Source organism: Granulicella arctica (genome assembly GCF_025685605.1).
Lineage (GTDB): Bacteria > Acidobacteriota > Terriglobia > Terriglobales > Acidobacteriaceae > Edaphobacter > Edaphobacter arcticus.
Genome location: NZ_JAGTUT010000001.1, coordinates 2,059,707 through 2,083,058, shown reverse-complemented (window position 1 = coordinate 2,083,058; position 23,352 = coordinate 2,059,707). Strand labels below are relative to the sequence as shown.

Here is a 23,352-nt window from a genome sequence, read left to right as displayed (position 1 = left end):
CTTACGATCCATCTGCTGAGCCGGCTCGCTATAATCGCGGGACATGAAGATGCAGCATCAGCAGCCGCGCCGCCAGAGAATGCTCGTCCTCATCGTGCTCGTCGTCAGTCTTTTGTTCCTGCTGCTCGCCCATGCAGGCAGCGCTCACAACGCGCCGGTCCTCTGCTTCGTCCTGGTGCCGATCTTTCTCTTTGGCAGTGTCGTTCTGCTCCCGCTTGTGTGGCTCACGTCGTCCACGACAAGCGATCACAGCGTCCCGCCACCCGCACGACCGTCACTCTTCCAGCGACCCCCACCCCTGCCGTTCGCCTAGCCGAGTTGACGCATCCCCGGCGGGAGCTCCGCGCCGGAGAGGCCCCGTTCCTGATCAACCGTCTGCGCACGCCAGGGTACCCGTATGGACCTCATTCTCTTCGCAGCACTTTATGCGTTTCTCTTCGTCGTCCTCGTCCTGTTCTTCTTCCAGCGCATCCGCTACAAACGCCGCAGGCGTCGGGGCGCGAAGCATCTCGGTTTCTACCCGACCACCACCTCGCTGGGAAACGCGCTTCACCAGCTACAGCGCATCAGTCAGCCGCGCGTGCAGCATGTCATCATGCAGCAGCTCGACGAAGAGGCTGATGGTGACGATGCAGACTCCGACCTACCCATCGATCCGGTCCGGCATCTCCGTCGCCAGGCCGCAAAGATCCGGCGAGGCGAGATGCTGGATCGACTAACCGCGATGCGCAGTCCGGCGAGGTGAAGGCATCCCATTCGATCGTCCCGACTTCATTCAGCTCGACAAGCCTTCTGCATCTCAAGCATCGCGATAGAGAAGGTCTCGTGCAGAAGCTCTCTCTCGACATGCCAGCCATATCGCTCGTAAAAGCGCACGGCATTCGTGTTCGATTTCACAACTCGCAGTCGCATCACGTCGCTGCCGCGAGCCGCAATCTCGGCCTCAGCATGTTCCAGTAACAGCTTGCCAATGCCTCGGCCGCGATACTCACGAAGTACCCATAGGTCGTCGATCCATGCAGCGTTTGTCAACACCATGCCGACGAGAGCATCTCCTGGGAGGGCGTCTTCCAGGAGCGCGACGGAGGCCATCGACCAATCCTCGTCGCCAATCGGCAGCGGAGGCGCCGCCCACAAACCAGCATACGTCTCGTCCACCACCATCTGCACGAGCGCCTTTACGGCTTCATGCTCCGATGGCTGCGATCGCCGGATCAACAGATCCATCAAACGCGTAGCTCGACCCGCGCCGTCTCGGCGATGCGGGCCAGGTCGTTCACTGTCATCACGCGGATCGCCTGGCGCTCCATCGTCTCGACGCCGAACCGATACGCCTCGCTTGCCTCATCCTCGGGCTCGCCCGCAAGCAGCCGGATCGGCTCAACAATGGCGGTCATTTCGAGCTTCGCCTGCTCGACCCGCGCCACCCCGTCGCGAAGCTGCGGAGCCGTAAACGCCAGCACCTTCGCCGCCTCCACATCGCCCTCGAGCGAGACAGCGTGGAAGATGCGAATCACGCCGTTCGGCCGGTAGCCGCAGTCGAGCTTCATTGGATCGCCCGCAGCGGTATACATCGATGCGGCAATTCTCTTCCGCATCAATGCCCACACACCGGCGCGTTCAAACTCCGTCCGCATCGCGCCCGTGATGGCCGCACGACCCGTTCGCAGCCGCGATGATTTATCGGCCACAACCTTCAGCGGTTCGACATACATCCGCATCAACTGCTCAAGCTCCGCCGGCAGACTCTCGGCGAGACATGCCCGCGCTTCGGTGATCTGGAGCGAGTTTGCCAGCGTATCTTCGAGCACCTGCAGGATCGGCTTCGTATCGGGATTCGTCCCCCGCGCCACCATCTCCAGCCGCTCCGCGATCTCCGCTTCGAGCGCCTCGAGCAAGGGAATGTCGGCGCTGGCATCGATGCAGCGAACCCGGCTCCAATCGCGTGTAAAGCGGATGAGCGGCGCGGTCGGGCCAGCCGACGATGGCATCGCCTCGCGCAGCAGCACACCGATGTTCGCAAACTCGCCCTTCACTACATCCGGCACATACCGGATGAGGAAGAACTCGCATGGCAGCCGCTCCTTCACACTCTCTCCTCTCTCGCAGTTCGATACTCGTGCAATCCGATCACCATCGCGTTCACATCACAAACTTTCCGGCTACGCCAAACTTTGCCGGATCCGGAAACTGTCCCGGTACGGCGATCACCTGGTTGCGGTTCCAAAGTGGGAACGGGTCGCGGTCCGAGTCCCGAAATGACGCAATCAGTTCGCGAACACGCCCACGACGTACCAGCATCTGCTCCATCAACCGTTCGATCTGCGTCGTATCGCCGCCATACCAGGCAGGCGGTACAGCCTCGGCGATGCGCCAGAGTGTGCTCGCGTCCATCGTCTCGATGCGGCTCAACCACGGCTCAAAGCTCGGCCACCCGGTCACGCGCGCGTAGACCTTGTTGCGCGCGTAGATGCCGCGCAGCGGAGCATCCGGAAAGGTCCACTCGCCTGCGTTGAAGCAGAAGCCCTGGTCGATAAAGGTGGCGCGGTACTTGCGTTCGCGTGGCTTGCGTTCGAAGACCGCCTGCCGCCCGTTGCAGTTTCCCGTCCACTTATCGATCGCCAGCATCCCTGCAAACTCGGCCAGGTTGCGGACCTCGTCAAGCTGTGCCTCGGGCAGGTAATCCACCACCTGTCCGGGCATCAGGCCGCCGACAAACTGGCTGCCGAACTGCAGCCCCGGGCTGTAACGCTGGCTCAACCCACGCGGCATCTCGACGCCGAGGTCAGGCGTGTTGGCGATCAGCCACTCCGTCACCTCGACCACGTCGGTAAGCGGAACCGTGAGCCCGACGGCCTCGGCAAGCCGGGTTGCGATCAGCTCGTTCGCAAGCACCCGAAGGTGCTGCGGATTGTTCTGAAACTTGACCACCCACAGCTTGCCATCCGCGCCCAGCATTAACTGGCTCTGCGCGCCGCCCCGCATCCGTCGAATTGCCTGCACCGCGAGGACTGCCACAGGTACAGCGTACAGGGAGAACCAGAAGCTACCGCGGATCGGCGCGGAGGAACGCGGATTTAAGAACGAAGCACTAGAAAAGCTCTAAGTCTTCATCCGTTCTTATTCGCGTTCCTCCGTACCAACCGCGGTAGGTCTTTGTTCTAGCGGCGGCCCTTCACCATGCGCTCGGCTCGAACCTCCTGCGCGATGGCCATGGCCATCAGGCAGTCGTCGTGTGCGCCTGTGATGGCGCCGGTGCTGCCGTTCGCCTGGGTCACGAAGGTGCGGCACTCGCCCAGCAGGCGACGGCTGTGGAAGAGGCCCGGCTGCTCAAACAGCAGCGCACCGAAGCGGCTGATGATGCGCGGCTTCGAGGTCGCTGTCGTTAGAAAACCTTCGAGGCCGTCGGACTCGTAGATGTTGCCGTAGTGTTCGGTAAGGCTCAGGATCGTGTGCACGCCGATGCCGTGGTTGTTGCGCTCCACGACGATCATGGCATCGTTGTACTCACGCGCCAGCTCGGCGGCGATCCGGCTCAGCTCACTTGGCCTTACCTTCTCCCGCAGCTCTGCGCACTGCAGACCGCCTGCCAGTTCGATCACCTGGATGGCGCTGTAGTCACCGTCGCTGCCCCCGCCTGCGGGGTCCACGGCAACAAGATACTCCTTGTCGGGCCGCACGGACAGCCAGACCAGCAGCGCACCGTGCCGACGCTTCACCGCGGCATCACCAAGCTCCAGCAGCCGCTTTTCGATCACCTCGATCTCGAAGCAGCAGTCGCCACTCGCCCGGAAGCATCGCTCCGGATCTTCGGCGAACTCCTGCGAGCGCAGGCCGCGATAGCTGCGCTCCAGCGTGCGCCGAAAGCCCATCTGCTCCGGCGATAGTCCATAGCGATCGCGTGCCTCAATCTCCTCGTCGCTCAGATCTGTAACCGGGTTGGCTACATATGCGGCTTCGAGCCACCACGGCAGGAAGTGGTGCGCGAGACCACTTTCCTTCGCGCCCTGCCACTCGTCGTAGAAGCAGCCGTACGCTCCGTTCGGCGTCGATTCCAGCACCAGTTCGCCCGAGGGTGCGAGCGCCGCCCGCAGTCCGGCGAGCGTCTCCTTCGCGTCACCCTTCCAGCGTGAGACCTCGCTGCAGTGCAGGTTCTGAATCGTCAGCCCCCGCCCCGCGTTTCCGTCCGCCGCACTCACGACGCGGAACTCGCTGTCGAGCGCCGGAAAGATCATCTGGCGAACGTTCGCGCGGCTACGCTTCAGCGGCCCGGTGCGATACGCCTCGGGCATCTCGTCCCAGAAGCGCTGCACGATGCGGAAGATACTCTCGGCCGCCTCACGGGTGTGCGCCACCTGGACGGTCAGGGCACCGGGCGTCGTGATGGTCTTCAGGAAGAAGCGGCCCGAGACCCACGTCGTCATGCCCATCTGCCGTGCCTTCAGGATGATGTTGTGCTGCCCGCGTGCGCGCTCGAACTCCGTCTGCGCCTTATTCGCCTCGAGCGGCCGCACAAGGCCCTCGCGATCCCGCACCTTGAGAAATCTCTTTGCCAGGAGAATCCCCGCGCTCGCTTCCAGCCCGGCAGGTTTCGCTGCAAGTTCTCTGCCTAATGCACTCATGCCGTCCACGCTGATGTCCTGCTTTAGGTCATCTCCCATCGCACATCCTCAATTCCTGCGGTGAACGCGGGTTCGCTCCTCAAGAACGAACCCGCTACGGTTACATACTCCGATTACATCTCCCAATGGCAGCCAGAGACAGCCTTCGGGTTCGGCGTGTCGCGCATCGTAAGCGTCGCGTTTGCCGGAACCGTCGCGCTGCCGAGGCCGTTGACCAGCTGGCTGGTGTTGAACGGCACCACCGCCACCGCGAAGGCTGCCTGCGGATTGTTGATGCGGTAGCTGGCACCGCTCTGCCCCGTGCAGTCCGGCAGCGTCAGGGTGCCCGCGCCGGTCAGGCCGGCGAGGCTGATATAGCCATCGCCCGCCGTCATCGAGTAGCCGAGCGTGGTCACCACATGTGGGCTGGTTTCGTTCGCGCCGAAGGTGTAGTTCAGCACGTTGCTCGCGGCATTCGCCAGCAGTTGCTGACCAGCCTGGTTGGGGTGAATGTTATCGCTTTGGAAGTAGCTGCCCTGGTTTGCACCGTCCGCACCGAGCAGCGGGTTGGCTGCGAAGTCGATGATGCCATCCGCACCACCGGCCTTTGCCTGCGACAGGATCAGCGCATCATAGGCATCCTTGTTCGCGTCGTACAGCGTGCCGCCGACATCGTTGCCGCCGCGGGAGAGCATCGTCCCGACGAAGACCTTGCAGCCTGCCTGCTTCATCGTCTGCACCTCACCCAGCAGGCTCATCAGCACCGCCGTTGGAGCCGTCGCCACAAGGGCGAAGTCGTTCGTCCCGGCGAAGATGACGGCGATCGAAGGGCCTGCGCTGGTGTGGCAGCGCAACGCAGCACGATTGGGTTCGGAGCCGTTGATGGCCGTCAGCTCGATCCCCGAGATGCCCCAGTCCGTGATGGTATAGGCGGGCTGATTGGTAAGAGTCAGCAGCGAAGGCCACGGAGTCGAGACGCCGAGTCCAAAGGTGATCGAGTCGCCGATCGCCTGGAGCTGCGGTGCCGCAAGCTGGATGTTGACCGGCACTACCGGCACACCGCGCCCGGCAACTTCGTTGGTGATGGAAGCACTGATCGACAGCACCGCCGCAGGGGTTAGCGGGGTTGCGTAGGTACGCATCCGGTACATCGTGCCGAGGAAGCCGGAGGCTGTCCACGGATTGACGCCCGATGAGCCCAGAAAGAGGTTGCCGCTGGTCTGAACACCGGCGGAGCTACCCTGCCCGGTGTAGCTCGCGACCTCGACACCATCGATGTAGATGCGGTCGGGTGTGCTGTTGCCAGCCGTGCCCAGCACCGCCGCCAACACATGGAAGCCGGAGATCAGGTTGGGCGTGACCGTCGTCGTATGGCCGTTCACAAAGAAAGTCGGCGCATACGCATTGGGGATAAAGCCATTCTGCGTGTTCGGCGAGTAGTCATACATGAAGTTGAAGCCATTGCCACCCGTGCTGCTCGACATCAGGATGGGATACTGATTGGCGATCTGGGCTCCGGCGCTGATTGGATTGATGTAGAGGCCAAGGAAGTAGGTCTGTGTGCCGTCGAGTGCGGCTGGCAGACTGACTCCCTGGCCCGGCAGGAAGGCAAGTCCAGTGGTCGTCCACGAGGGTGCCTGCCCACTTACAAAGGTCCCATTGTTGCCGCTGCCCGAGGTGTCGAGCACCGAGGTGCCTGTGCCCTGCAGGAAGTTATAGTCTGCCGTCGCACCGGCGAGCAGGTTGCCGCCACCTACATTCTGTCCACCGGGAACACTCCACGTTCCATCCTCACGCAGGTACCGTGAGCTGCCGGTGACGATACCAGGATCAGGGACGAGCCCCGCTGCATGAGCGGCGCCCGAAGCTCCCAACAGGGGGAGGTAGGCCGCAGCCACAGCCCCACTGGTGATGCTGTTTCCGCTAACCGGACCGTTGATCGTCGTTGCGTTGATCGTGCCCGCATTGATGGTCGTCGCAGAGAAGGCCTGCGGCGTGAACTGATAGCCGGTTCCGCGAAGGTTTATGTTGATCGTACTGTCCTGCGGCTCGTATGCGACCAGGTCCACACCCACTGCGCTGTTCAGCAGGAAGAGGTTGTAGCCACTGTTCCACCGGTTGCAACCGTGATAGTTGCAGTGGATCTGGAAGACGGTGCTCAACCCGGCATCGAGCTCCATCGTCTGCTGCCAGACGCCCGTGGTGACGAGGGCATCGAAGGGTGCGGTGTGATTGCCACCGGCCCCAAGATAGCTCAGTGCCGGGCTGTCGTTGGAGATGCGCCAGCCAATCAATCCCGTGGCATTGGTACCCTGGTAGGAGATGCCGCCGTACTGAATGCCCGTCGCCCGCGGCACGGTCTGACTGATCAACTCGGAGTCGGGAGCGATGCGCTCCTGGTAGTAGTGCGGCTCCTCGAGCGCGTCGTTCGCGGCGAAGGCGATGGTGTTCGGTGCGAGGGTGAACTGTCCATCGACCTGCCGGGTCGCCGGGTTCATCACGCCCAGCACCTCGGCCATCGGGTAGAGCGCATAGCCGCCGGTGAGGATGGAGGCCGTCCCGTTTGTGCTGGTGCTGTCTGGTCCGGCCTGCGCATAGGTCAGCGTGTTTGCGCTGGTCGTGGTAACGACGAAGGTGCCGTTATAGCTGCTGTCGGTCACGCCGCCGATGGTCATGGAGAGGCCGTTGATATCCTGCGGAAATCTTCCCGTCGCAGTCAGCGTCACAAGATTTGCAGAGCGTGCGATGGACGCGACGGTCGCCGACAGGTTCAGGAATCCCCCGGTCTGTCCGGTGATGCCGACGATCGCTGTCTGTCCGCCCGCATAGTAGAGCGCGGTCGAGGAGCAGGAGCCGACGACCGGGAAGAGTTGCCGGATACCAGCAACCGTATCGACCGTCTGCTCGATGCCGTAGCCGCAAAGGCCGCCAATGGCCACAGTCGACTGTGCTGCATGCACCTTGTTCAGCGTCAGGCGGAGATGCGTTCCGTCGACCACGGTGTAGTTCGCCATCTCGTAGTTATGGGGAAGAAAACCGCCGGCAGGATTCTGGTCGACGACACAGGCAACGCCGCTCGTCGCCGGTGCTGCAGCGGTGTTGGTGGCAAAGCCTGCCGTGACGCCACTGGTCAGGATAGCCATGACGATGGTGCCTGGTGCAGTCTTGCTGGACTGCGAAGGTGCCAAAGCTGCGGTCGAGAGAACGTGCTGATTGGGAAGGTGACACCGCTGAACAACGCGCTGGGATAGGGAATGCCGCTGATGCCGCTCGTCAGCAAGCCCGCGCTGATGATGCGCGATGGGTTCTTATCGATGAGGAAACGACCCTCGCCCTGGGTGCCCGCGGCCGCTGTTGCCGAGGTTATGACGGAGGTAGAACCAGTGCTGCAACCGGTGACGCAGGTGGCGGTGAAGACGCGCGTGTCCTCGCTGAACTCCAGGTCGTAGGGATGAGCGCCTTCGTCTGCTTCGTCGCGGAAGCCGCCCGAGGCGAGCATCACCTGGGAGCCGATCAGGCAGTCGCCAACGCCATAGCAGTTGATGTTCTGCGCGGTCAGGCTGTGCTGCCCCATCGTGTAGTAGTTGCCGGTGATCTGCTGTGCGAGGTAGTTGCTCTTGAAGTAAGGCACCGTAGGTTCAATCGATGCGGGGAACTGATTCGAGCCGCCCGCGAGCGCGGAGTTCGAGACCTCGAACGCAATCGCAACCGGGTCTTCGGAGATGACGGTCGATCCAACGACGGCGCTCTGCTGCGTCGTCACAAGGTCGATAACCTGGCCCTGCACCGTGCCTGGCGAAAGCGGATTGCCCGGGTTTACAAAGACATCGCGCTTCCAGCCCTGCCGATGATCCTCGAGATGCGTCTGGTTGTTCCAGCTAGCGGCATCGTAGCCCTCGAGCGAGTTGTAGGTATCCTCCGCATGGATGTCACAGCCGTTGACGCAATCCGCGCTGGCCGCGGCATTGGCGATGCCGTTGTTGCCGTGACCACTTACGTATTGCGTCGCATACTCTTCGCCGTTGAGGAGGTTGACCTGCATCTGCGAACCAGATGGCTGCGCGATAATCTGCGTTCCCTGTGGCGTGAGTGCAACCTTCTGCGCAACCCCGGCAGCGACCTGCTGCACACCTGTATCGACATAGTGTTTATCCGCCGCCTGGGTCGCCGTCGTAGGATCGCCGGGAAGGACGAGCGGGCCGGTCATGGTGTCGCCGCTGACCTGGACGAAGGTGCCGCCGGTTGCCGTTGGCACGGTTCCCGTGGCGACCAGCGAAGCAATCTGCTGATTGACATAGCTGACACTCGCCGTCTGCTGGGCCACCGAGAGCGGCATGACGGTGCTGCTGATTGTGCCGATCTTAACCGGCGAACCGCTGACCGGGACGACCCAATACTGGCGGCTCTGGCTGCCATCGTCCAGGTGATAGACGACGGTGTAGTAGCTGCCCATCGGGTTCGAACCGGCGTTCGGCGCGAGTTGGAGTGAGAGCACGCCGCCTGCCGCAATGACCGCAGAGGTACTGCCTGCTGGAACCGCCTGACCGGTCGCTGTTACAAATTGTGGCCAGCTGATGATGACCGTTCCGGTTGCGGTGGTGCCGTCGGCACGGTAGATGGTGTCGGCGACCTGCGTGGTGGCGACCTGCGCCATCACCGGCCGCATCGTGAGCGTTATCGCGAGTAGCATTCCTACGAGCGTCCATCGTCTGGATATACAGTGCATCGTTCGTCTCCTTTGTATGTGTTTGCTAAATTGCGCGTGAAGCGGCTGGGAGATAGCTGCGGAAACACAGCACCATCTCGCCATCGTTTGCGTCCTTCACCGGCAGCGCGCGAAAGGCTCCCGCGAGGCGCACTTGGTTGAAGGGGCCTGCGAGCGCTTCGAGGCTTTCGGCTGAGCCTTGCATGGCCTGTAGCCGCGGATAATGGAAGATCACGCGGTCGCCCTGTTCACCCTCATAGACGAAGAGGCCGGACCACTCCTGAAAGAAGCTGCCGCCTTCGCGATCGACGAAGCCGGTGAGCGGGCTGACCTTCATCACCGCAGCAGGTACACCCGCCGGTAGCTCGGAGGCGAGTTGCAGCACACCTGCGACGTTGCCGGTCACGCGGGCTACGTTCAACGTGACGCGACGAATGTAGTTCGCATCGCCGTTCACCGCTCCGCTCGACCGGACGTAGGCCGCGCTGATGCCGCTGCCGACGAAGCCGGTCTGGCCGGTATAGTCGATATCGACGGCGATGAGGCTGCCGATCGCAAAGGCCGCTGCTGCTGTCACGCCGATGCTTAGTTGTGCGGCCGTCGAGCTGCCATCCGGTAAGAGCGGCGTGGCAATGATGGCGGTGCCACCGCTGCCATTTGAGATTGCTCCTGTCACGGTTGCAAGAAGGTTCATCTGCTGCGAACCTGCGGCGAGGGCGAGTTGCAGCTTGCCCCAAGCTTCGAACTGGAGCGAGACGGTGGCGTCGATCTCGGTGCGCATCTGCGCCTGCGCGATGGCGGGCGTGCCGGACTGCAGCGCGCTCACCTTCGTGCCGGTCTTCCGCGCGAAGTTCGTGCACCAGCCCAGGTCGATCCACGGCGCTGGCGGGGTGTTCAGAGCGAAGGTGCCGCTCTGGGCCGCGTCGAAGATCGTTGGTGCGACGGCGGCTCGGTTGACGGGGGCGAAGTAAGCTCGAATGCGTCGTGTGACGGGTGTCGTCGCTGCGAGGGTTACGGTCATTCGCCGGGCTCCTGGTAGCAGAAGACTTCGACCGTAGCCGTGCGCTCCAGGCGTTCGGCTGTTGCGACCGTTTCGCTGAAGCTTGCGTCGCTCCAGAAGACGTTCGTCAGCATAGCGACAGGGGCTACACCTACGCTGCTGGCTGCATAGTTGCGCTTCTGGATCTGGTGCGGAACGATCTGGAGTGCGGCGGTCAGCTCGCTATCCATCACGGTGAGCAGACGGCCACGATCCATGCCGCCATTGCTTGCGGTGCCGGTGGTTGCGTAGCGGATCTCGCAGGTCATCGTCGCTAGCGGCAGTGGTCCGAGGACGCCCATTGAGAGCGTGGTCCAGTGCAGGCGGAAGATGTCGGGAACGATTGCGTCTGTGGCGAGCTCATTCTCTTCGACCAGGATGCCGGGCCGGATGATGCCGCGCAGACCCATGGTGCGGGTCGGATTGAGTGCGGCGAGACGGTCACGGAGCATGAGGTAGAACGTGTCTTTTGCGTTGATCATTTGTATGTAACCTTTCTGGTCACGATCAGGTTGCGGAGGTGAGTGGAGCGCGCAGAACAAGCCGATAGACATAGGGTGACCCGAAGGCGGAGGACGAGGTGGCAGCTTCGATCTCCATCAGCGTGTCGTCGACCAGCACACCGAAGGCGGTGGCAAAGATGACGCTCGCGGAGTTGAAGGCGAAGGTGCCGACTACCGCGTGAACGGCACTGGCGGAGACGAGTAGCTCCCAGCGCGGAGCTTTCCCGGCTGCGGTTGCGGCCTGTGCTTTGCGGAGGACGACGGGTGAAAGCTCGACGTCCTGAAAGCTCGGCGTGATGAGGCCTAACTGCTCTGTGGCATCGCCGGGTGTGCCTGGTGAAGGCGTACGGAGAAGTACACTGCGGCCGCCGGCTGTGCGCAGGAGGGTGTCTGCTGCGAGGCTGGCTGCGGTGGATTGGAGGACGTCTGCCATGGTGTCACCCGATCCTTTGGGCTAGATACGGCCGCAGCATCGCCTGGACCTGTGGATCGATGAGGCCGCCGGAGAAGTACTCCATCTGCAAGGTGTCCATCCTGCTCGACTTGACGTTGGTGGACGGCATGGCCTGTGCGTTGCGCACGATCTGGGCGCAGGCGATCTTGATGGCTGCGGGGATCGTAGCTACGCCCGCGGTGTAGGTAATCTCCACCTCGTTGTAGTTGAGGCCGAGGAAGTTCTCAGGAAACGTCAGCTCGCCGGTGGGCTGGTTGAGGTCGACGGTGGCGGGGTCGAGCGTGCTCCAGCTTCCGGGCAGGCTGAAGGCCCACGCGACCTGCTCGCGGAAGGGGTCGGCTCGCTCGCCGCGGCGCGGATGGCCGTAGCGGACGCGGACTCCGTCCACACTGATGAGCGGTAGGTAGCTGAGACGAACGCTCTGCGCGTCGGCGGTGAGGCGCATGCGCTCCACGTACTGCGTCGCGAGCAGGCTGGTGCGGCGGCAGTAGGAGTCCATGAGGGATGAGGCCATGGTGATCCAGTCGTCGGTGATGTCGGCCGAGAGACCGTATTGTGTGTACTCGGTGGGGAGTATGTAACCCATTGCGGTCCTTTCTTTTTTGGTGTTCGGTAAAAAGCAACAGGGACCGGCACGTGTTGTGCGCGGTCCCTGTGGATGTGTGGCGGGTTAGAAGTCGAAGAGACTCTTGCTATCTTTCTAGCGGTCTACGAGGACCTGGTAGTGGGCGTAGTTGGCACCCTTGACTACGAGGCCGCCGAACTTCACGACGACGTACTGGCTTGCGAGCGAGCCAGGTACGCCGAGTTGGAAGATGCGTGGATTTGGGTCGGAGAGCCAGTGGTACTCGATGAGGTCTTCGGTGACGATGTAGGCGGGTAGGACGGCTGAGCCGGAGCCGGGGGTGCCGGTGTAGCTGAGCGTCCACTCCGGGATGAGGGGGATGTCACCGGCCTGGGTCGAGAGCATCTTGACGGTGAAGCCGGCGGTGATCTCGCGGGTGCCGAGGACGACGTTGAACTCGTTCTTCATCTCGCGGTCGATGAGGTCGAGGAGCACTGGATTCGCATAGATTGCGGTGGGTCGCACGCCGTAGGAGCTGTTCGCCACCATCTGGGCGATGGTCGATTTGAAGCCGTCGACGATCGAGCCTGTGGTGGGGATGCTGACCGTGTTTCCGCCCGCGGCGATCTGTGCCCCTGCGCCGAAGTACTGTGCGGTGGTTGGCGCAGAGAGCGAGGTGTCGTTACCGTTCCACAGGGCGACGTCGTGGGTGCGGAGTACGCCGTCTACGGTGTCGGCGAGATCCTTCGCCTGGAGGTAGGCGAACTGGCTCTGCTGCTGGCCGAGTTCAATGTCGAAGAGGTTGTAGTTGATCTGGGCGACGAGCGCCTTCAACGGCACGCTGCGTTCGAGGCGGGTGGGGCTGACGAGCGGTGCGACGATGTTGCGCGGGTCGACGAAGCCGCTGGACGCGGCTGGCGAGGGAATGGAGACCTCCTCGAAGAAGCGCGACGGGTGGCCGGTGGCCGGGACCTGCTTGATGCGCTGCCCGAAGAGGCCACGGCGGCGGACGAGATCGGTGATCTCGGACTGGTACATCGGGACTTCTACTGCGCCGGGTCCGAGGTAGTCTGCTGCGGCGTGGATCTCTGTGAATTTAGCGTTCATGGGTGGTCTCCTTAAGACAGAAAAGGACGCGGTGATCTGCGTCGTGTGGATGAAGCTTCGAGTTTTGTGGCGAGGAGCGGCAGTTATTAGCCGAGCAGGCCTGCTCGCATGAGCTGCGCTTTGACGGCGATGCGCTGCTCGAGAGAGAGGCTGCTGAGCGCGGCGTCGAGGGTACCTGCTTCCATGCTGGCTACAGCGTCACCGGCGAGACCCTGCTTCGCGAGTAGGTTGATGGTTGCGGTGGGCAGAGTTTTGCGGCCGGAGTGTGTAACTGCGACAGGAGCAGAGGCGCGGAGCTCGGCAATGCGGGCTTCGGCTGCTGCCAGCTTCTGCTCAAGCTCGGCCTCGCGCTGTGTGCCGATGGAGGCGACGACGCGGCCCAGGGTGGCTTCGGCTTCGATCGCAAAGGTGCTCTCGCGCTCGGTGAGGCGCTCGGCTGCGAGTTGTAACATGCCTGCGGCGGCGGCGAGGCGTTCTACGGTGATGCTGAGTTCATTCGTCATTTCGAGGTCCATGGTTCTCCTTGGGATTGCGTGTTGCTAAGCCTTGATCGCTGCGGTGCTCGAGAGGTTCTGTACGTTGAGGATGGCGACGATGGCGGAGATGAGCTTCTGCAGGTAGGCAGGGCTGGTGATGATGCCGGCGCTGGTGAGGAGCGAGGACGCGGCGGGACCGGCGAGGAGCAGGACGTCGGCGAGCTTCTGGGCGCCGGTGCCGCTCTGAGTGCCGGTGGCGGCGTACTTCTGCTCGACCATGATGACGGCGTTCTGGAGGAGCGTCGTCGCGTCGGCTACGGCGACGAGCTCGGGAGCGGCGGTGGGGAAGAGGAGGGCGGCGAGCTTTTCTGCTGGCACGGCGTACTCGACGGCCCACTTGAGGCCCTTGGTGAAGCCTTGTCCGATCGCTTCAAGGACTGCGGTAAAGGTCATTCGTTCTCCTTGCTGGTTGTGGTGCGTTTTCGGTGCCCGGGGCTGAAGCCCCTTTGTTCAGGCGTGCATATTCACAGGGCTGAAGCCCTGTGCTCCCACCTGAAGTGCATCGCGGTGGTGCGCTTAGCGGTGGTGGTTGGCGCGCTTGAGGCGGAAGCTGGTGTTGCGGTACGCGGCCTTGTCGCGGAGCAGGATGGCGGCACCGGTGAAGGTGGCGCGGGTGAGCATCCAGACAGAGGCGCGCATGTCGGCTACGTGGGCGTCGGCGAGCTCGTAGCTCATGCCCATGACGCCCTCGACCTGGACCTTTTGTTCCAGTTCGGGGAAGTCGCGGGCGAAGAGAAAGCCGGCTACGGTGAGCTGTTTGCCGTCGATCTGGGCCGACGTGATGATGCCGCACTTCTGCCGGGCGTCGTGGCCATCCCAGCCGGTTTTATAGTCGACGGCCATGCCGAGCAGGCTGGGTAATGCCGCCTCCGCTGCAGCCCGGGTAAGGACGACGCGATGGCCGCGCGAACCGCTCGGCGCCTTATCGCTGGCCACATCGATCAGGGTAAGGACGCCCTCGAAGGGGAGCCGGTTGGGGTGACCTTCTACTACGGGAAAGTCGACTGCCATGGCACGGAGCTGGAGCGCGCGCGCTGTGCCGAAGCTGCGCGGCGTATGCGTGCGGGCCACCGGTGTGCTGGTTGCCGCTGTGTTTGTTGTCACAGGGCGAGTCCGCAGCGTTGCCGGCTGGTGTGACGCTCCGGGTTGTGCTGGATTCATGCTCCGTCGATGCAGTCCTTCCGCTAATCCCATACCACCTCCTCAAAGTTGCTTTGGGCAAAGAAAAACGGGAGGTGCCTGAGTGGCACTCTCCCGTTTCGTTTTGCTTCTATTAACAGAATAGCATTCTGCATAGAACTAGTAGGCCAACTATTTTCAACTTCATTATTGAACAGAATGAGTGACTTAGGCCTCCTCCGAGAGGTCGTCTGCTTGACAGACTTCGAGCGGTATCAGCATTTTCGTTTGCAGGAAGACTGCTGTGAGCGCATCGATTGCCCGACCATAGTTTCGCTTGATGGTTCGAAGGGGGATGCGCAACAACAAGACGGCCTCACCCTGGGTGTATCCCTGAACAGCGATGCGCGTAATCAGGGTTTGCTGCTGCTGGGTAAGGAGGCTCAGACATTTCTCCACGTCGTGCACGAAGATGACCACATCCTCGAAGCTGTGGACGCGATAGTGGCTGACCTTGCCGCCGAACATCTCCCGGCTGAGTAGCGAGGGGACACGGCCGGTCTCCAGTGAGAAGCGAAGATAACGTCGGAGCAAACCTTCTGTGTATTTGCGATAGAAGGCAAGACGGGGTGCGATAGGCTCTGCGGGCCTCTCGACGACCGGTTTCGGCTTGGCTACGAGGGTTGGTTTGCGGGCAGGTTGAGGTGCTTCGCAGGCCCAGAGTCTTGGCAGGATGTAAAGTGCTGTGCTCATCGGGCACCCCCTGCGGCGCAACCTGAAACCCTTGCCAGTTGCGGCTTACGGCCACCTGCGTGTTTTCCCTTCGGTGCGGGAAACTGTGCCAGACGATGCGCACAGCCTCGGCAATACACGCCATCGTGAACTCCCCCGCGCAGCCACAATGTTCCACATGCTTCACATACTTTTAGATTAAGGCGCAAGTCGTTCATGGATCCCTCGTACGGCATAGTTCTCCCCCGGCGAGCCTCAGTGTTTTTCAGCGGTCGAATGGGCTCACTCAGGTTGCTATGAAGCGCTTTGGCTGGGCTGCGGGGCTTCGTGGGGGCCCCCGTCAGCACAACGTCAACGCACGTTGTGGGTGGTGCGAATGGCGCCGCATACGAGAGAGTGGTTCACGGCACCTTCGTTTTTCCTCCATCAGAGGATGCCTGAAGGGTCCGGCGTCTGCGTGGAACGCAAACGTTTTCTTGACCCCCTGGCGATTCCCATAATGGAAAGTTTTACGGTTATAGCTTTCGACAATGCCTGTGTCAACAGCTAATCCTAAGTTTGTATCAGGAGTAATCATTATACGAAACGAAGGGTTTTCCACTGATTGGATAAGAGATGAATGTATATTCGCTCGTTGTTCGTATTGCTAGATGATATGGTTGCGCTCAGACTTCCTTCCCTTATGAACTTTCAACACCTGCATGAATTACTCCGTCTGGAACTTCTTCGCCGTATCGACCAGGGCATCCTAACCGGAACGAAGCTTGCACAGCAGACCAAGTTCCAGCAAGCGCATATCTCTAACTTCCTGAATAAGAAGCGGTCGCTCTCGCTCGAAGGATTAGACCGTGTGCTGGCAGCACAGAATCTGACCGTGGACCAGTTGCTGCCGGTGGACTTGAATGCGGGCGATGCGGGGAATGATGCTGACCCGATGGAGACGGTGCCGGTGGTGTCCTCACGGGCGGCGATGGAGAGCGCGTTTGCGACGGCTTCGTCGGTGATTGAGACGATGCAGGTGTCGGCGTCGCGGCTGCAGGATAATCGGTCTCGGCCGAATCCGAAGCGGCTGCACTGGCAGCGGTTCCTGGCGATCCGGGTGGATGCGCAGCAGGCGTCAGCGATGGAGCCGATGCTGGGGGCGGGCACGATTGCGGTGCTGGACCGGCACTACAACTCGCTGGCACCGTACCGGGCGCACCAGCCGACGCTGTATGGGGTACGATGCGGGGCGGCACTGCTGCTGCGATTTGTGGATTTTGAAGAAGGGCGGATGATTCTGCGGCCGTACTCGCGGGCGTTCCCGATCCAGTTGATGTCGGTGGGAGCGGAGGAGTCGCCGTCGGATTATATTGTGGGGCGGGTTTGTATTTTGCTGTCGGAGTTGTAGGGGTTGTGGTGGCCGTTAGCCGTGACAGCCGGAGTTATTGGGGCTAGCCGCCACCGCCCGAGAGGTCAACGCGTTGGGAACAGGTAGGACAAAAGAATTGCACCAGCACAGATGCCCCCTCCCAGCAGCAAACCCTTCCTACTCATAAAGAGCGGCCATGCAGGGGCACGATGTTCCGCCACTAGCAACTCATATTCTCGTCGTGGAGTGCGTCCGCTTTGAAAGGTATAAAGCGCTTGGGCACCGTTCACGGCGAAGATCATGTACGTCCTCGACAGTACCCCGACTATGAAGAGGAGAAATCCGACCGAAATCAATGACGAAACGATGTTCTGCATTCGACCGTCCCTCTCAAGATTGGGACTATGCCCTTGCTGAAACAGCTTTTTTGACTCTGCCACTTTTAGGAAAATTCTTTTGAGAACCTGCTTTTGTGAGGCCGATACGAGAGGCAGGATGGGCGGAGATGAGCAGGTCTGCAGAGATGCCCAATCCGCCCCGGACGCGGCGAACCATTTCAAGGGTCAGGGGGCGTTTGCCTGTCAGCACTTCGGAGACGCGGGCGCGGCTGCCGATCATCGGTTCCAGATCTTTGCGGCTCAGGTGGTGCTGCTCCATACGGAACTGAATTGCGGTGATGGGGTCAGGAGCGTCGATTGCATGATGCTTTGCTTCGTAGGCATCGACCAGGGTTGCAAGTACGTCCAGTTCATCGCCTTCGGGGCTGTCCAGGGTCGCGCCCATGAGCTTCTCGATCCGCGCTACGGCAGCCCGATGATCCTGTTCCGTTCTAATGGGATGGATCTGCATACCGACCTTCGTCATACGTCACCTCTTCAACCTTGATGCTGTCGTATTCCTTATGGGTGCCGAGCCACTTAATCAGAAGTACCTGGAAGTGATAGTTAATCGCGACGACAAGCCTGTAGTCATTCCCTTTAATGTTGAATACGACTCGCTCAGCGGAGATGATGCTCGCGGAACTGTATTGGCTTTTCAGTTCCGCAGAGGTCTTCAATTCGGCTTTTGCGGTTTCCGCGTACCAGGCATCCAGATGAGACTTAACGGCTTTTTGGAGCTTGCGGTCCACCCGGTTCCGCACGAAACCGTTCAGGGTGCCACGTGCAATCACTCTCACCTGGCTATAGTAGCGTGCTCCCACTGTGGGAGCAATAGCAATGCTTGAATTTATTCATCTGTTCAGCGATCTCCGTCTTCGTTGCGGTGCTGGGATTCTTCGCCGGGTAGACTTAGGTGTGATCTCTAAGTGGTATGCGAAGTGGATGTTTGCGTGGGAGACGGCTCTTACGACTCGGGATACGAATCGTATTGTGCGGCCGTTGGAGTGGGGTTTCGACTGGCTTGAGGGGTTTGTGCCTGGTGGTGGTGAGGCTGTGGATGGTGCCCATGCGCTTGAGACGATGATTGCTACGAGTGAGGCGATTACGGCTCGGTCGGACGAGTTCTTTGGATATGTGACGCCGGATGACTTTCGGCTGGAGGAGCATTTCCCCATGCTGTATCCGACGAACGTGCGGCCGGAGACGCTTGCGGAGGATCGCGAGTTGAAGCGGCAGGCGGCGGTGGGCGATCTGGAACGGGCGCCGTTTCTGCGGTTTACGTCGCCGGTGCGGACGATGTATCCCGAAAACGACGTGGTGAACGCGCGGTGGTATCCGGCTCCGGCGCACAAGGAGCCTGGACGCCCCAAGCAGGCGATTATTGTGATGCCGCAATGGAATGCGGATGCGTTCAGCCACAATGCGCTGTGTACGATGTTCAACCGGTTTGGGGTGTCGGCGCTGCGGCTCTCGAAGCCGTACCACGATGTGCGGCGGCCGCTGGAGCTGGAGCGGTCGGACTATGCGGTGAGCTCGAATATTGGACGGACGATGGCGGCGTGTCAGCAGGCGGTGGTCGATATCCGGAGCTGCATCGACTGGCTGGAGACGCAGGGGTATGAGGACTTTGGCGTGCTGGGGACGAGCCTGGGGTCGTGCTATGCGTTTATCGCGGCGGCGCACGATCCGCGGCTGAAGGTGTGTGCGTTCAACCATGCGTCCACCTCGTTTGGAGACGTGGTGTGGACGGGGCAGAGCACGCGGCATGTGCGGGCCGCCTTCGAGCAGGCGGGACTGACGCATGACAAGCTGCGCAGTATCTTCAAGGCCTGTAGCCCGGATGTGTACATGGATAAGTTCGCGGCGCATCCGAAACGCACACTGGTGGTGCATGCGACGTACGACCTGACGTTTCTGCGAGAGTTTTCGCTGGAGGTGCTGGCGAACTTCGACCGGCTGGGCGTGGATTACGTGTCGAAGGTGTTGCCGTGCGGGCACTATACGACCGGCGAGACTCCGTACAAGTACATGGACGGGTGGTATCTGGGCTCGTTTGTGTATGAGGCGTTCAAGCGGCTGCGGGAGAATCGCAACCAGCTGGCGCTGGGACAGGTCGCTTAGCTTCTAGGTTCTCTTGAGGGCAAGCGTCAGGGTTCCGGCGGTGAACAGGACGCCGCCTGTCGCGTAGCCGACTTTTTTCTGGGCGGTCCTGGTCTGGAGCCGCTTGTTCAGGACTCCGGCGAGTGACATATAGAGCCAGGCGTTGAGCATGGCGAGGCTGACGAACGTCAGCAGCAGAATAGCGCACTGGGAGAAGAAGCGACCCTGCGGCGAGATGAACTGCGGAACGAAGGCAACGAAGAAGAGAATGCTCTTGGGGTTGAGCATGGTGATCGTGCTCGCCTTACCGAAGCGGACGAATGCGGATGCTGCTGGGGCGGCGGCGGCCGAAGGTGCCTCCGGCTCATGAGTGTTGCGGGCATCCCAGATGGCTCTCAGGCCGAGATAGATCAGGTAGGCACCGCCGATGGTTTTCATGATCGTGAATGCGGCTGCGGAGGTCCTGAGGAGGGCCCCGGCGCCGAGGAGCGAGAGGGACATGGCGATGGCATCGCCCACGCCCACACCGAGAATGGTGCTCCAGCTCTGGCGGTCGCGATTGGCGAGAGCGTCGCCGATGCACTGAAGCACGGTCGGTCCGGGGATCAGGAGCAGCACAGTTGTCGCGGCGACGAAGGAGATCCAGAGATGAAGGCTCATGGATCTATCTATCCACAGGCTTACGACCGGGAGCAAGCCTTTTCCCGATTGTCAGACGGTGCTACCCATGAGTTCGAGGACGTTTGACCTTGGAGCTGCGGCCGCAATCTGCAGTTGTGGCGACGATGAGGGGTCTGCCGGTCTTGTGATTGTGTCAACGTCTCGGGATGACGGAGGGTAGAATCTTCGTATGCCGATTGACTTCAATGCACCGCTTGCTGCTTCTGATCCTGAGATTGCCACCCAGATAGAGAACGAGGTTCGCCGTCAGCACGAAGGCCTCGAGATGATTGCTTCTGAGAACTTTGTGAGCCGCGCTGTACTTGAGGCTGCGGGCTCCGTGTTTACGAACAAGTATGCCGAGGGCTATCCGGGGAAGCGGTACTACGGCGGGTGCGAGTTTGCGGATGTCGTCGAAAACCTGGCGCGGGATCGGGCGAAGGAGTTGTTTGGAGCCCAGCATGTGAACGTGCAGCCGCACTCCGGCTCGCAGGCGAACGCGGCCGCGTACATGACGCTGCTTACGCCGGGCGATGCGATTCTCGGACTCGACCTGGCGCATGGCGGACACCTGACGCATGGGCATAAGCTCAATTTTTCGGGCAAGTTGTACCGGGTTGTCGGCTACCAGGTTCGCAAGGATACGGAGACGATCGACTACGACGAACTCGAGTCGATTGCCGTGCGCGAGCAGCCAAAGATGATTATCGGCGGCGGCAGCGCGTACCCGCGAGTCTTCGACTTTGCGCGGATGCGCGCGATTGCGGACAAGGTGGGAGCGTACCTGCTGGTGGATATGGCGCACTTCGCGGGGCTGGTTGCAGGCGGTGTGCATCCTTCGCCGGTGCCGCATGCGCACGTGGTGACGACGACGACGCATAAGACGCTGCGCGGACCGCGTTCCGGCATGATTCTTTGCCAGCAGGAGTTCGCGGCGGGGATTGATCGGAGCGTGTTTCCGGGGCAGCAGGGTGGTCCGCTGGTGCATGTGATGGCGGCGAAGGCGACTGCGTTTCGCGAGGCGCTGCAGCCGGAGTTCGCGGCGTATGCGCAGCAGATTGTGACCAACGCGAAGGTGCTTGCGGAGGCGATGGCGGCTGAAGGCTACCGTGTGATCTCGGGCGGCACGGACACGCACCTGATGCTGATCGACGTCTTCCAGAAGGGCCTGCTGGGCAGCGAGGCGGAGCATGCGCTGGGCGAGGCTGGCATCACGGTGAACAAGAATGCGATTCCGTACGATACGAATCCTCCGATGAAGCCCAGTGGGATCAGGATTGGCACACCGGCGCTGACGACGCGCGGGATGAAGGAGCCGGAGATGCGGGTGATCGCTGGATGGATCGCACAGGCGCTCGAGCATCGCAGCGATGCAGGCAAGCTCGCGAGTATTCGCGGTGAGGTTCTGGAGCTTGCGGAGAAATTTCCGCTGTACGGCTGGCTGCGCGAGGGGACGAACTGATGGCAATCGCGATGCTTGCTTGGTTGGTGGCGATTCCGTTACTGGGATTCGCGACGGGTTTGCGGACGATGACGCCGATTGCGGTGGTGTGCTGGTTTGCTTACCTCGGCTATCTGCCGATCCATCGTGGCTGGGCGTTCTGGACGGCGCATGTGGCCGCGGTAATTGTCTTTACGGTGTTTGCCGTGGGCGAATATATCGGGGACAAGCTGCCGAATACGCCGAACAGGACAGCCGCGTTTCCATTGATCGCACGGCTCAGCTTTGGCGGCCTGGTGGGGGCGATTGCGGCTACCGCGTTGAAGGGTTCGGTGATCGAAGGAGTGATCCTTGGTGCGCTGGGTGCGCTCTTTGGTACATTCGCGGGATACCATCTGCGACGGGATTTAGTCACACGGACGGGATGGCCCGACTGGGTGGTGGCTGTCTCTGAGGATGTATTTGCGGTCGTGCTGTCCGTATTTGCGATGGGGATTGTTACGGGATAGTCGAAGCCGTCTTACGGGTGATTATGCCTGCGTCTTAAAGTACAAAGCCGAGCTTGATTAGCTCGGCTTTGTACTTTAAGAATCGACTGGATTAGACGTTGACGGCCATGCCTTCGACGCTGGAGAAGCCGTCGAGCAGGGCTTCGGCTACGGTCGGGTGAGCGTGGATGGTGAACATCATCTCTTCGATCGTGGCCTCGAGCTCGATGGCCGTAACGGCTTCGGCGATGATCTCGGTGGCGTAGGGACCGATGATGTGGACGCCGAGGATTTCGCCGTACTTCGCATCGGAGACTACCTTGATGAAGCCGTCGTGCGCGTCGAGGATGGTGGCCTTGGAGTTGCCGACGAAGGGGAACTTACCAACCTTGACGTTGTAGCCCTTCTCCTTTGCCTGGCGCTCGGTGTAGCCGACGCTGGCGATCTGTGGGTCACAGTAGGTGCAGCCGGGGATGCGGGTGCGGTTGACGGGCTTGGCATACTTGCCGGCCATCTTTGCGGCGACGACCATGCCGGCCATGCTGCCGACGTGGGCGAGCTGCGGCAGGCCACCGACGATGTCGCCGATCGCGTAGACGCCGGGCTCGGTCGTCTCCATCCACTCGTTGGTCATGATGAAGCCGCGATCGAGCTGGATGTTCGTCTTGTCGAGGCCGCAATCGTAGGTGCGCGGGGCGCGGCCTACAGCGACGAGAACCTTCTCGGCCTGCTTCGTCTCGCCAGTGCCGTCGGACTTGGTGAAGTGGACGAGGGCGCCGTCCTTATTCTTCTCGATCTTGTCGACCTTGGCGCCAACGTGGACGTCGATGCCGCGCTTCTTGTAGAGGCGGAGAAGCTCCTTCGAGATATCCTCATCCTCGGCGTTGACGATGCGTGGCAGGGCTTCGAGGATCGTGACCTCGCAGCCGAAGCTCTTGAAGACAGAGGCAAACTCGACCCCGACCGCACCCGAACCGACGACGACGAGCGACTTCGGCATGTGGTCGGTCTTGAGGATCTCGATGTTGGTCATGATGGTGTCGTCGGCGGTGTAGCCGGGCAGCATGCGGGCGTCGGAGCCGGTGGCGAGCACGACTTTCTTCGCCTGGATGGTGCTTACCTTGCCGTCGGCTCCTTTGACTTCAACCGAGAAGACGCCGTCCTTTGCCGGGCCGGTGAGGCGGGCGTAGCCCTTGATGGCGTTGATCTTGTTCTTCTTCATCAGGAAGTCGAGGCCCTTGGTGTGGCGCATGATGACGTCGTCCTTGCGGGCGAGGACGTTCTTCCAGTTGAGGGTGGGCGCAGCGACGTCGATGCCGTAGCGGTCGGCATGCTTGAGGTGGTCCCAAAGCTCGGCGGAGAAGAGCATGGACTTGGTCGGGATGCAGCCCCAGAGGAGGCAGGTGCCGCCGAGACGCTCGTTGGCGTCGATCAGCGCGGCCTTCAGGCCATATTGCGAGGCGCGAATCGCGCAGGTGTAGCCAGCCGGACCGCCACCAAGTACCACAAGGTCGTAGATCGTATCTGCCAAGAGAATCTCCGTTTCGAGCGAATGTGCCTAACGGCTTATT

25 protein-coding genes are annotated in these 23,352 nt (G+C 61.5%); 6 read left to right on the top strand and 19 right to left on the bottom strand.

Features of this window, described 5'->3' with window-relative positions; all coding sequences use genetic code 11:
* Positions 1-43 precede the first annotated feature (43 nt).
* Both OHL20_RS08615 and OHL20_RS08610 read left to right on the top strand, forming a co-directional pair.
* A complete protein-coding gene (locus tag OHL20_RS08615; RefSeq protein WP_263382786.1) occupies positions 44-313 on the top strand; it encodes a hypothetical protein in 270 nt (89 codons plus the stop codon).
* A gap of 84 nt (positions 314-397) precedes the next feature.
* Positions 398-745: a hypothetical protein gene (locus tag OHL20_RS08610; RefSeq protein WP_263382785.1), complete on the top strand. Its 348-nt coding sequence runs from the start codon at positions 398-400 to the stop codon at positions 743-745.
* A 26-nt stretch (positions 746-771) separates the two neighbouring features.
* Here the strand turns inward: OHL20_RS08610 and OHL20_RS08605 are convergent, their stop codons facing one another.
* From OHL20_RS08605 to OHL20_RS08535, 15 genes are all read right to left on the bottom strand, one after another.
* The gene (locus OHL20_RS08605) at positions 772-1,227 is read right to left on the bottom strand and encodes a GNAT family N-acetyltransferase (protein WP_263382784.1); all 456 of its coding nucleotides are present in this window, start codon (positions 1,225-1,227) and stop codon (positions 772-774) included.
* Positions 1,227-2,090, bottom strand: coding sequence for a DUF3037 domain-containing protein (locus tag OHL20_RS08600; RefSeq protein ID WP_263382783.1), 864 nt, complete (start codon positions 2,088-2,090; stop codon positions 1,227-1,229). The genes OHL20_RS08605 and OHL20_RS08600 overlap by 1 nt, the downstream gene beginning before the upstream one ends.
* Positions 2,091-2,142: 52 nt before the next feature.
* Positions 2,143-3,018, bottom strand: a complete 876-nt coding sequence (locus OHL20_RS08595; protein WP_263382782.1) for a HipA family kinase — start codon at positions 3,016-3,018, stop codon at positions 2,143-2,145.
* 143 nt (positions 3,019-3,161) lie between these two features.
* Positions 3,162-4,661: a phage terminase large subunit family protein gene (locus OHL20_RS08590; RefSeq protein ID WP_263382781.1), complete on the bottom strand. Its 1,500-nt coding sequence runs from the start codon at positions 4,659-4,661 to the stop codon at positions 3,162-3,164.
* A 74-nt stretch (positions 4,662-4,735) separates the two neighbouring features.
* Positions 4,736-7,744, bottom strand: a complete 3,009-nt coding sequence (locus OHL20_RS08585; RefSeq protein ID WP_263382780.1) for a GDSL-type esterase/lipase family protein — start codon at positions 7,742-7,744, stop codon at positions 4,736-4,738.
* Entirely contained in the window at positions 7,732-9,327 is a 1,596-nt protein-coding gene (locus OHL20_RS08580) for a hypothetical protein (RefSeq protein WP_263382779.1), read from the bottom strand. Before OHL20_RS08580 ends, OHL20_RS08585 begins: the two co-directional genes overlap by 13 nt.
* 25 nt (positions 9,328-9,352) lie before the next feature.
* Complete coding sequence (locus tag OHL20_RS08575) at positions 9,353-10,327, bottom strand: hypothetical protein (protein WP_263382778.1); 975 nt, start codon at positions 10,325-10,327, stop codon at positions 9,353-9,355.
* Entirely contained in the window at positions 10,324-10,827 is a 504-nt protein-coding gene (locus tag OHL20_RS08570; RefSeq protein ID WP_263382777.1) for a hypothetical protein, read from the bottom strand. Before OHL20_RS08570 ends, OHL20_RS08575 begins: the two co-directional genes overlap by 4 nt.
* A 25-nt stretch (positions 10,828-10,852) precedes the next feature.
* A complete protein-coding gene (locus OHL20_RS08565; protein WP_263382776.1) occupies positions 10,853-11,281 on the bottom strand; it encodes a hypothetical protein in 429 nt (142 codons plus the stop codon).
* A 4-nt stretch (positions 11,282-11,285) separates the two neighbouring features.
* Positions 11,286-11,888 carry a hypothetical protein gene (locus OHL20_RS08560; RefSeq protein ID WP_263382775.1) on the bottom strand — a complete coding sequence of 201 codons (603 nt, stop codon included), beginning with the start codon at positions 11,886-11,888 and terminating at the stop codon, positions 11,286-11,288.
* A 114-nt stretch (positions 11,889-12,002) separates the two neighbouring features.
* Positions 12,003-12,974, bottom strand: a complete 972-nt coding sequence (locus OHL20_RS08555) for a hypothetical protein (protein ID WP_263382774.1) — start codon at positions 12,972-12,974, stop codon at positions 12,003-12,005.
* An 86-nt stretch (positions 12,975-13,060) separates the two neighbouring features.
* On the bottom strand, positions 13,061-13,489 hold the full coding sequence (locus OHL20_RS08550) for a hypothetical protein (protein ID WP_263382773.1): 429 nt from the start codon (positions 13,487-13,489) through the stop codon (positions 13,061-13,063).
* A 24-nt stretch (positions 13,490-13,513) separates the two neighbouring features.
* Complete coding sequence (locus OHL20_RS08545; protein ID WP_263382772.1) at positions 13,514-13,903, bottom strand: hypothetical protein; 390 nt, start codon at positions 13,901-13,903, stop codon at positions 13,514-13,516.
* 123 nt (positions 13,904-14,026) lie between these two features.
* Positions 14,027-14,704 carry a hypothetical protein gene (locus OHL20_RS08540; protein WP_263382771.1) on the bottom strand — a complete coding sequence of 226 codons (678 nt, stop codon included), beginning with the start codon at positions 14,702-14,704 and terminating at the stop codon, positions 14,027-14,029.
* A gap of 153 nt (positions 14,705-14,857) precedes the next feature.
* Complete coding sequence (locus OHL20_RS08535) at positions 14,858-15,382, bottom strand: sigma-70 RNA polymerase sigma factor region 4 domain-containing protein (protein ID WP_263382770.1); 525 nt, start codon at positions 15,380-15,382, stop codon at positions 14,858-14,860.
* A 661-nt stretch (positions 15,383-16,043) separates the two neighbouring features.
* On the opposite strand from OHL20_RS08535, the gene OHL20_RS08530 reads away from it, so the two are divergent.
* Positions 16,044-16,751 (top strand): helix-turn-helix domain-containing protein, encoded by a 708-nt coding sequence (locus tag OHL20_RS08530; protein WP_263382769.1) that lies wholly within the window; start codon positions 16,044-16,046, stop codon positions 16,749-16,751.
* Between the two features lie 363 nt (positions 16,752-17,114).
* Here the strand turns inward: OHL20_RS08530 and OHL20_RS08525 are convergent, their stop codons facing one another.
* Both OHL20_RS08525 and OHL20_RS08520 read right to left on the bottom strand, forming a co-directional pair.
* Positions 17,115-17,576 carry a helix-turn-helix domain-containing protein gene (locus OHL20_RS08525; protein ID WP_263382768.1) on the bottom strand — a complete coding sequence of 154 codons (462 nt, stop codon included), beginning with the start codon at positions 17,574-17,576 and terminating at the stop codon, positions 17,115-17,117.
* Complete coding sequence (locus OHL20_RS08520; RefSeq protein WP_263382767.1) at positions 17,542-17,883, bottom strand: type II toxin-antitoxin system HigB family toxin; 342 nt, start codon at positions 17,881-17,883, stop codon at positions 17,542-17,544. The genes OHL20_RS08525 and OHL20_RS08520 overlap by 35 nt, the downstream gene beginning before the upstream one ends.
* Before the next feature lie 151 nt (positions 17,884-18,034).
* On the opposite strand from OHL20_RS08520, the gene OHL20_RS08515 reads away from it, so the two are divergent.
* Positions 18,035-19,213, top strand: a complete 1,179-nt coding sequence (locus OHL20_RS08515; protein ID WP_396272545.1) for an alpha/beta hydrolase family protein — start codon at positions 18,035-18,037, stop codon at positions 19,211-19,213.
* Positions 19,214-19,216: 3 nt separating this feature from the next.
* Here the strand turns inward: OHL20_RS08515 and OHL20_RS08510 are convergent, their stop codons facing one another.
* Positions 19,217-19,852, bottom strand: a complete 636-nt coding sequence (locus tag OHL20_RS08510) for a LysE family translocator (RefSeq protein ID WP_263382766.1) — start codon at positions 19,850-19,852, stop codon at positions 19,217-19,219.
* A gap of 190 nt (positions 19,853-20,042) precedes the next feature.
* Here OHL20_RS08510 and OHL20_RS08505 point away from each other — a divergent pair, with 190 nt between their 5' ends.
* Both OHL20_RS08505 and OHL20_RS08500 read left to right on the top strand, forming a co-directional pair.
* Positions 20,043-21,314, top strand: a complete 1,272-nt coding sequence (locus tag OHL20_RS08505) for a serine hydroxymethyltransferase (protein ID WP_263382765.1) — start codon at positions 20,043-20,045, stop codon at positions 21,312-21,314.
* Entirely contained in the window at positions 21,314-21,802 is a 489-nt protein-coding gene (locus OHL20_RS08500) for a DUF4126 family protein (RefSeq protein WP_263382764.1), read from the top strand. The genes OHL20_RS08505 and OHL20_RS08500 overlap by 1 nt, the downstream gene beginning before the upstream one ends.
* 91 nt (positions 21,803-21,893) lie before the next feature.
* On the opposite strand, the gene lpdA is transcribed toward OHL20_RS08500, so the two are convergent.
* Complete coding sequence (gene lpdA / locus OHL20_RS08495; protein WP_263382763.1) at positions 21,894-23,312, bottom strand: dihydrolipoyl dehydrogenase; 1,419 nt, start codon at positions 23,310-23,312, stop codon at positions 21,894-21,896.
* Between the last annotated feature and the right edge of the window lie 40 nt (positions 23,313-23,352).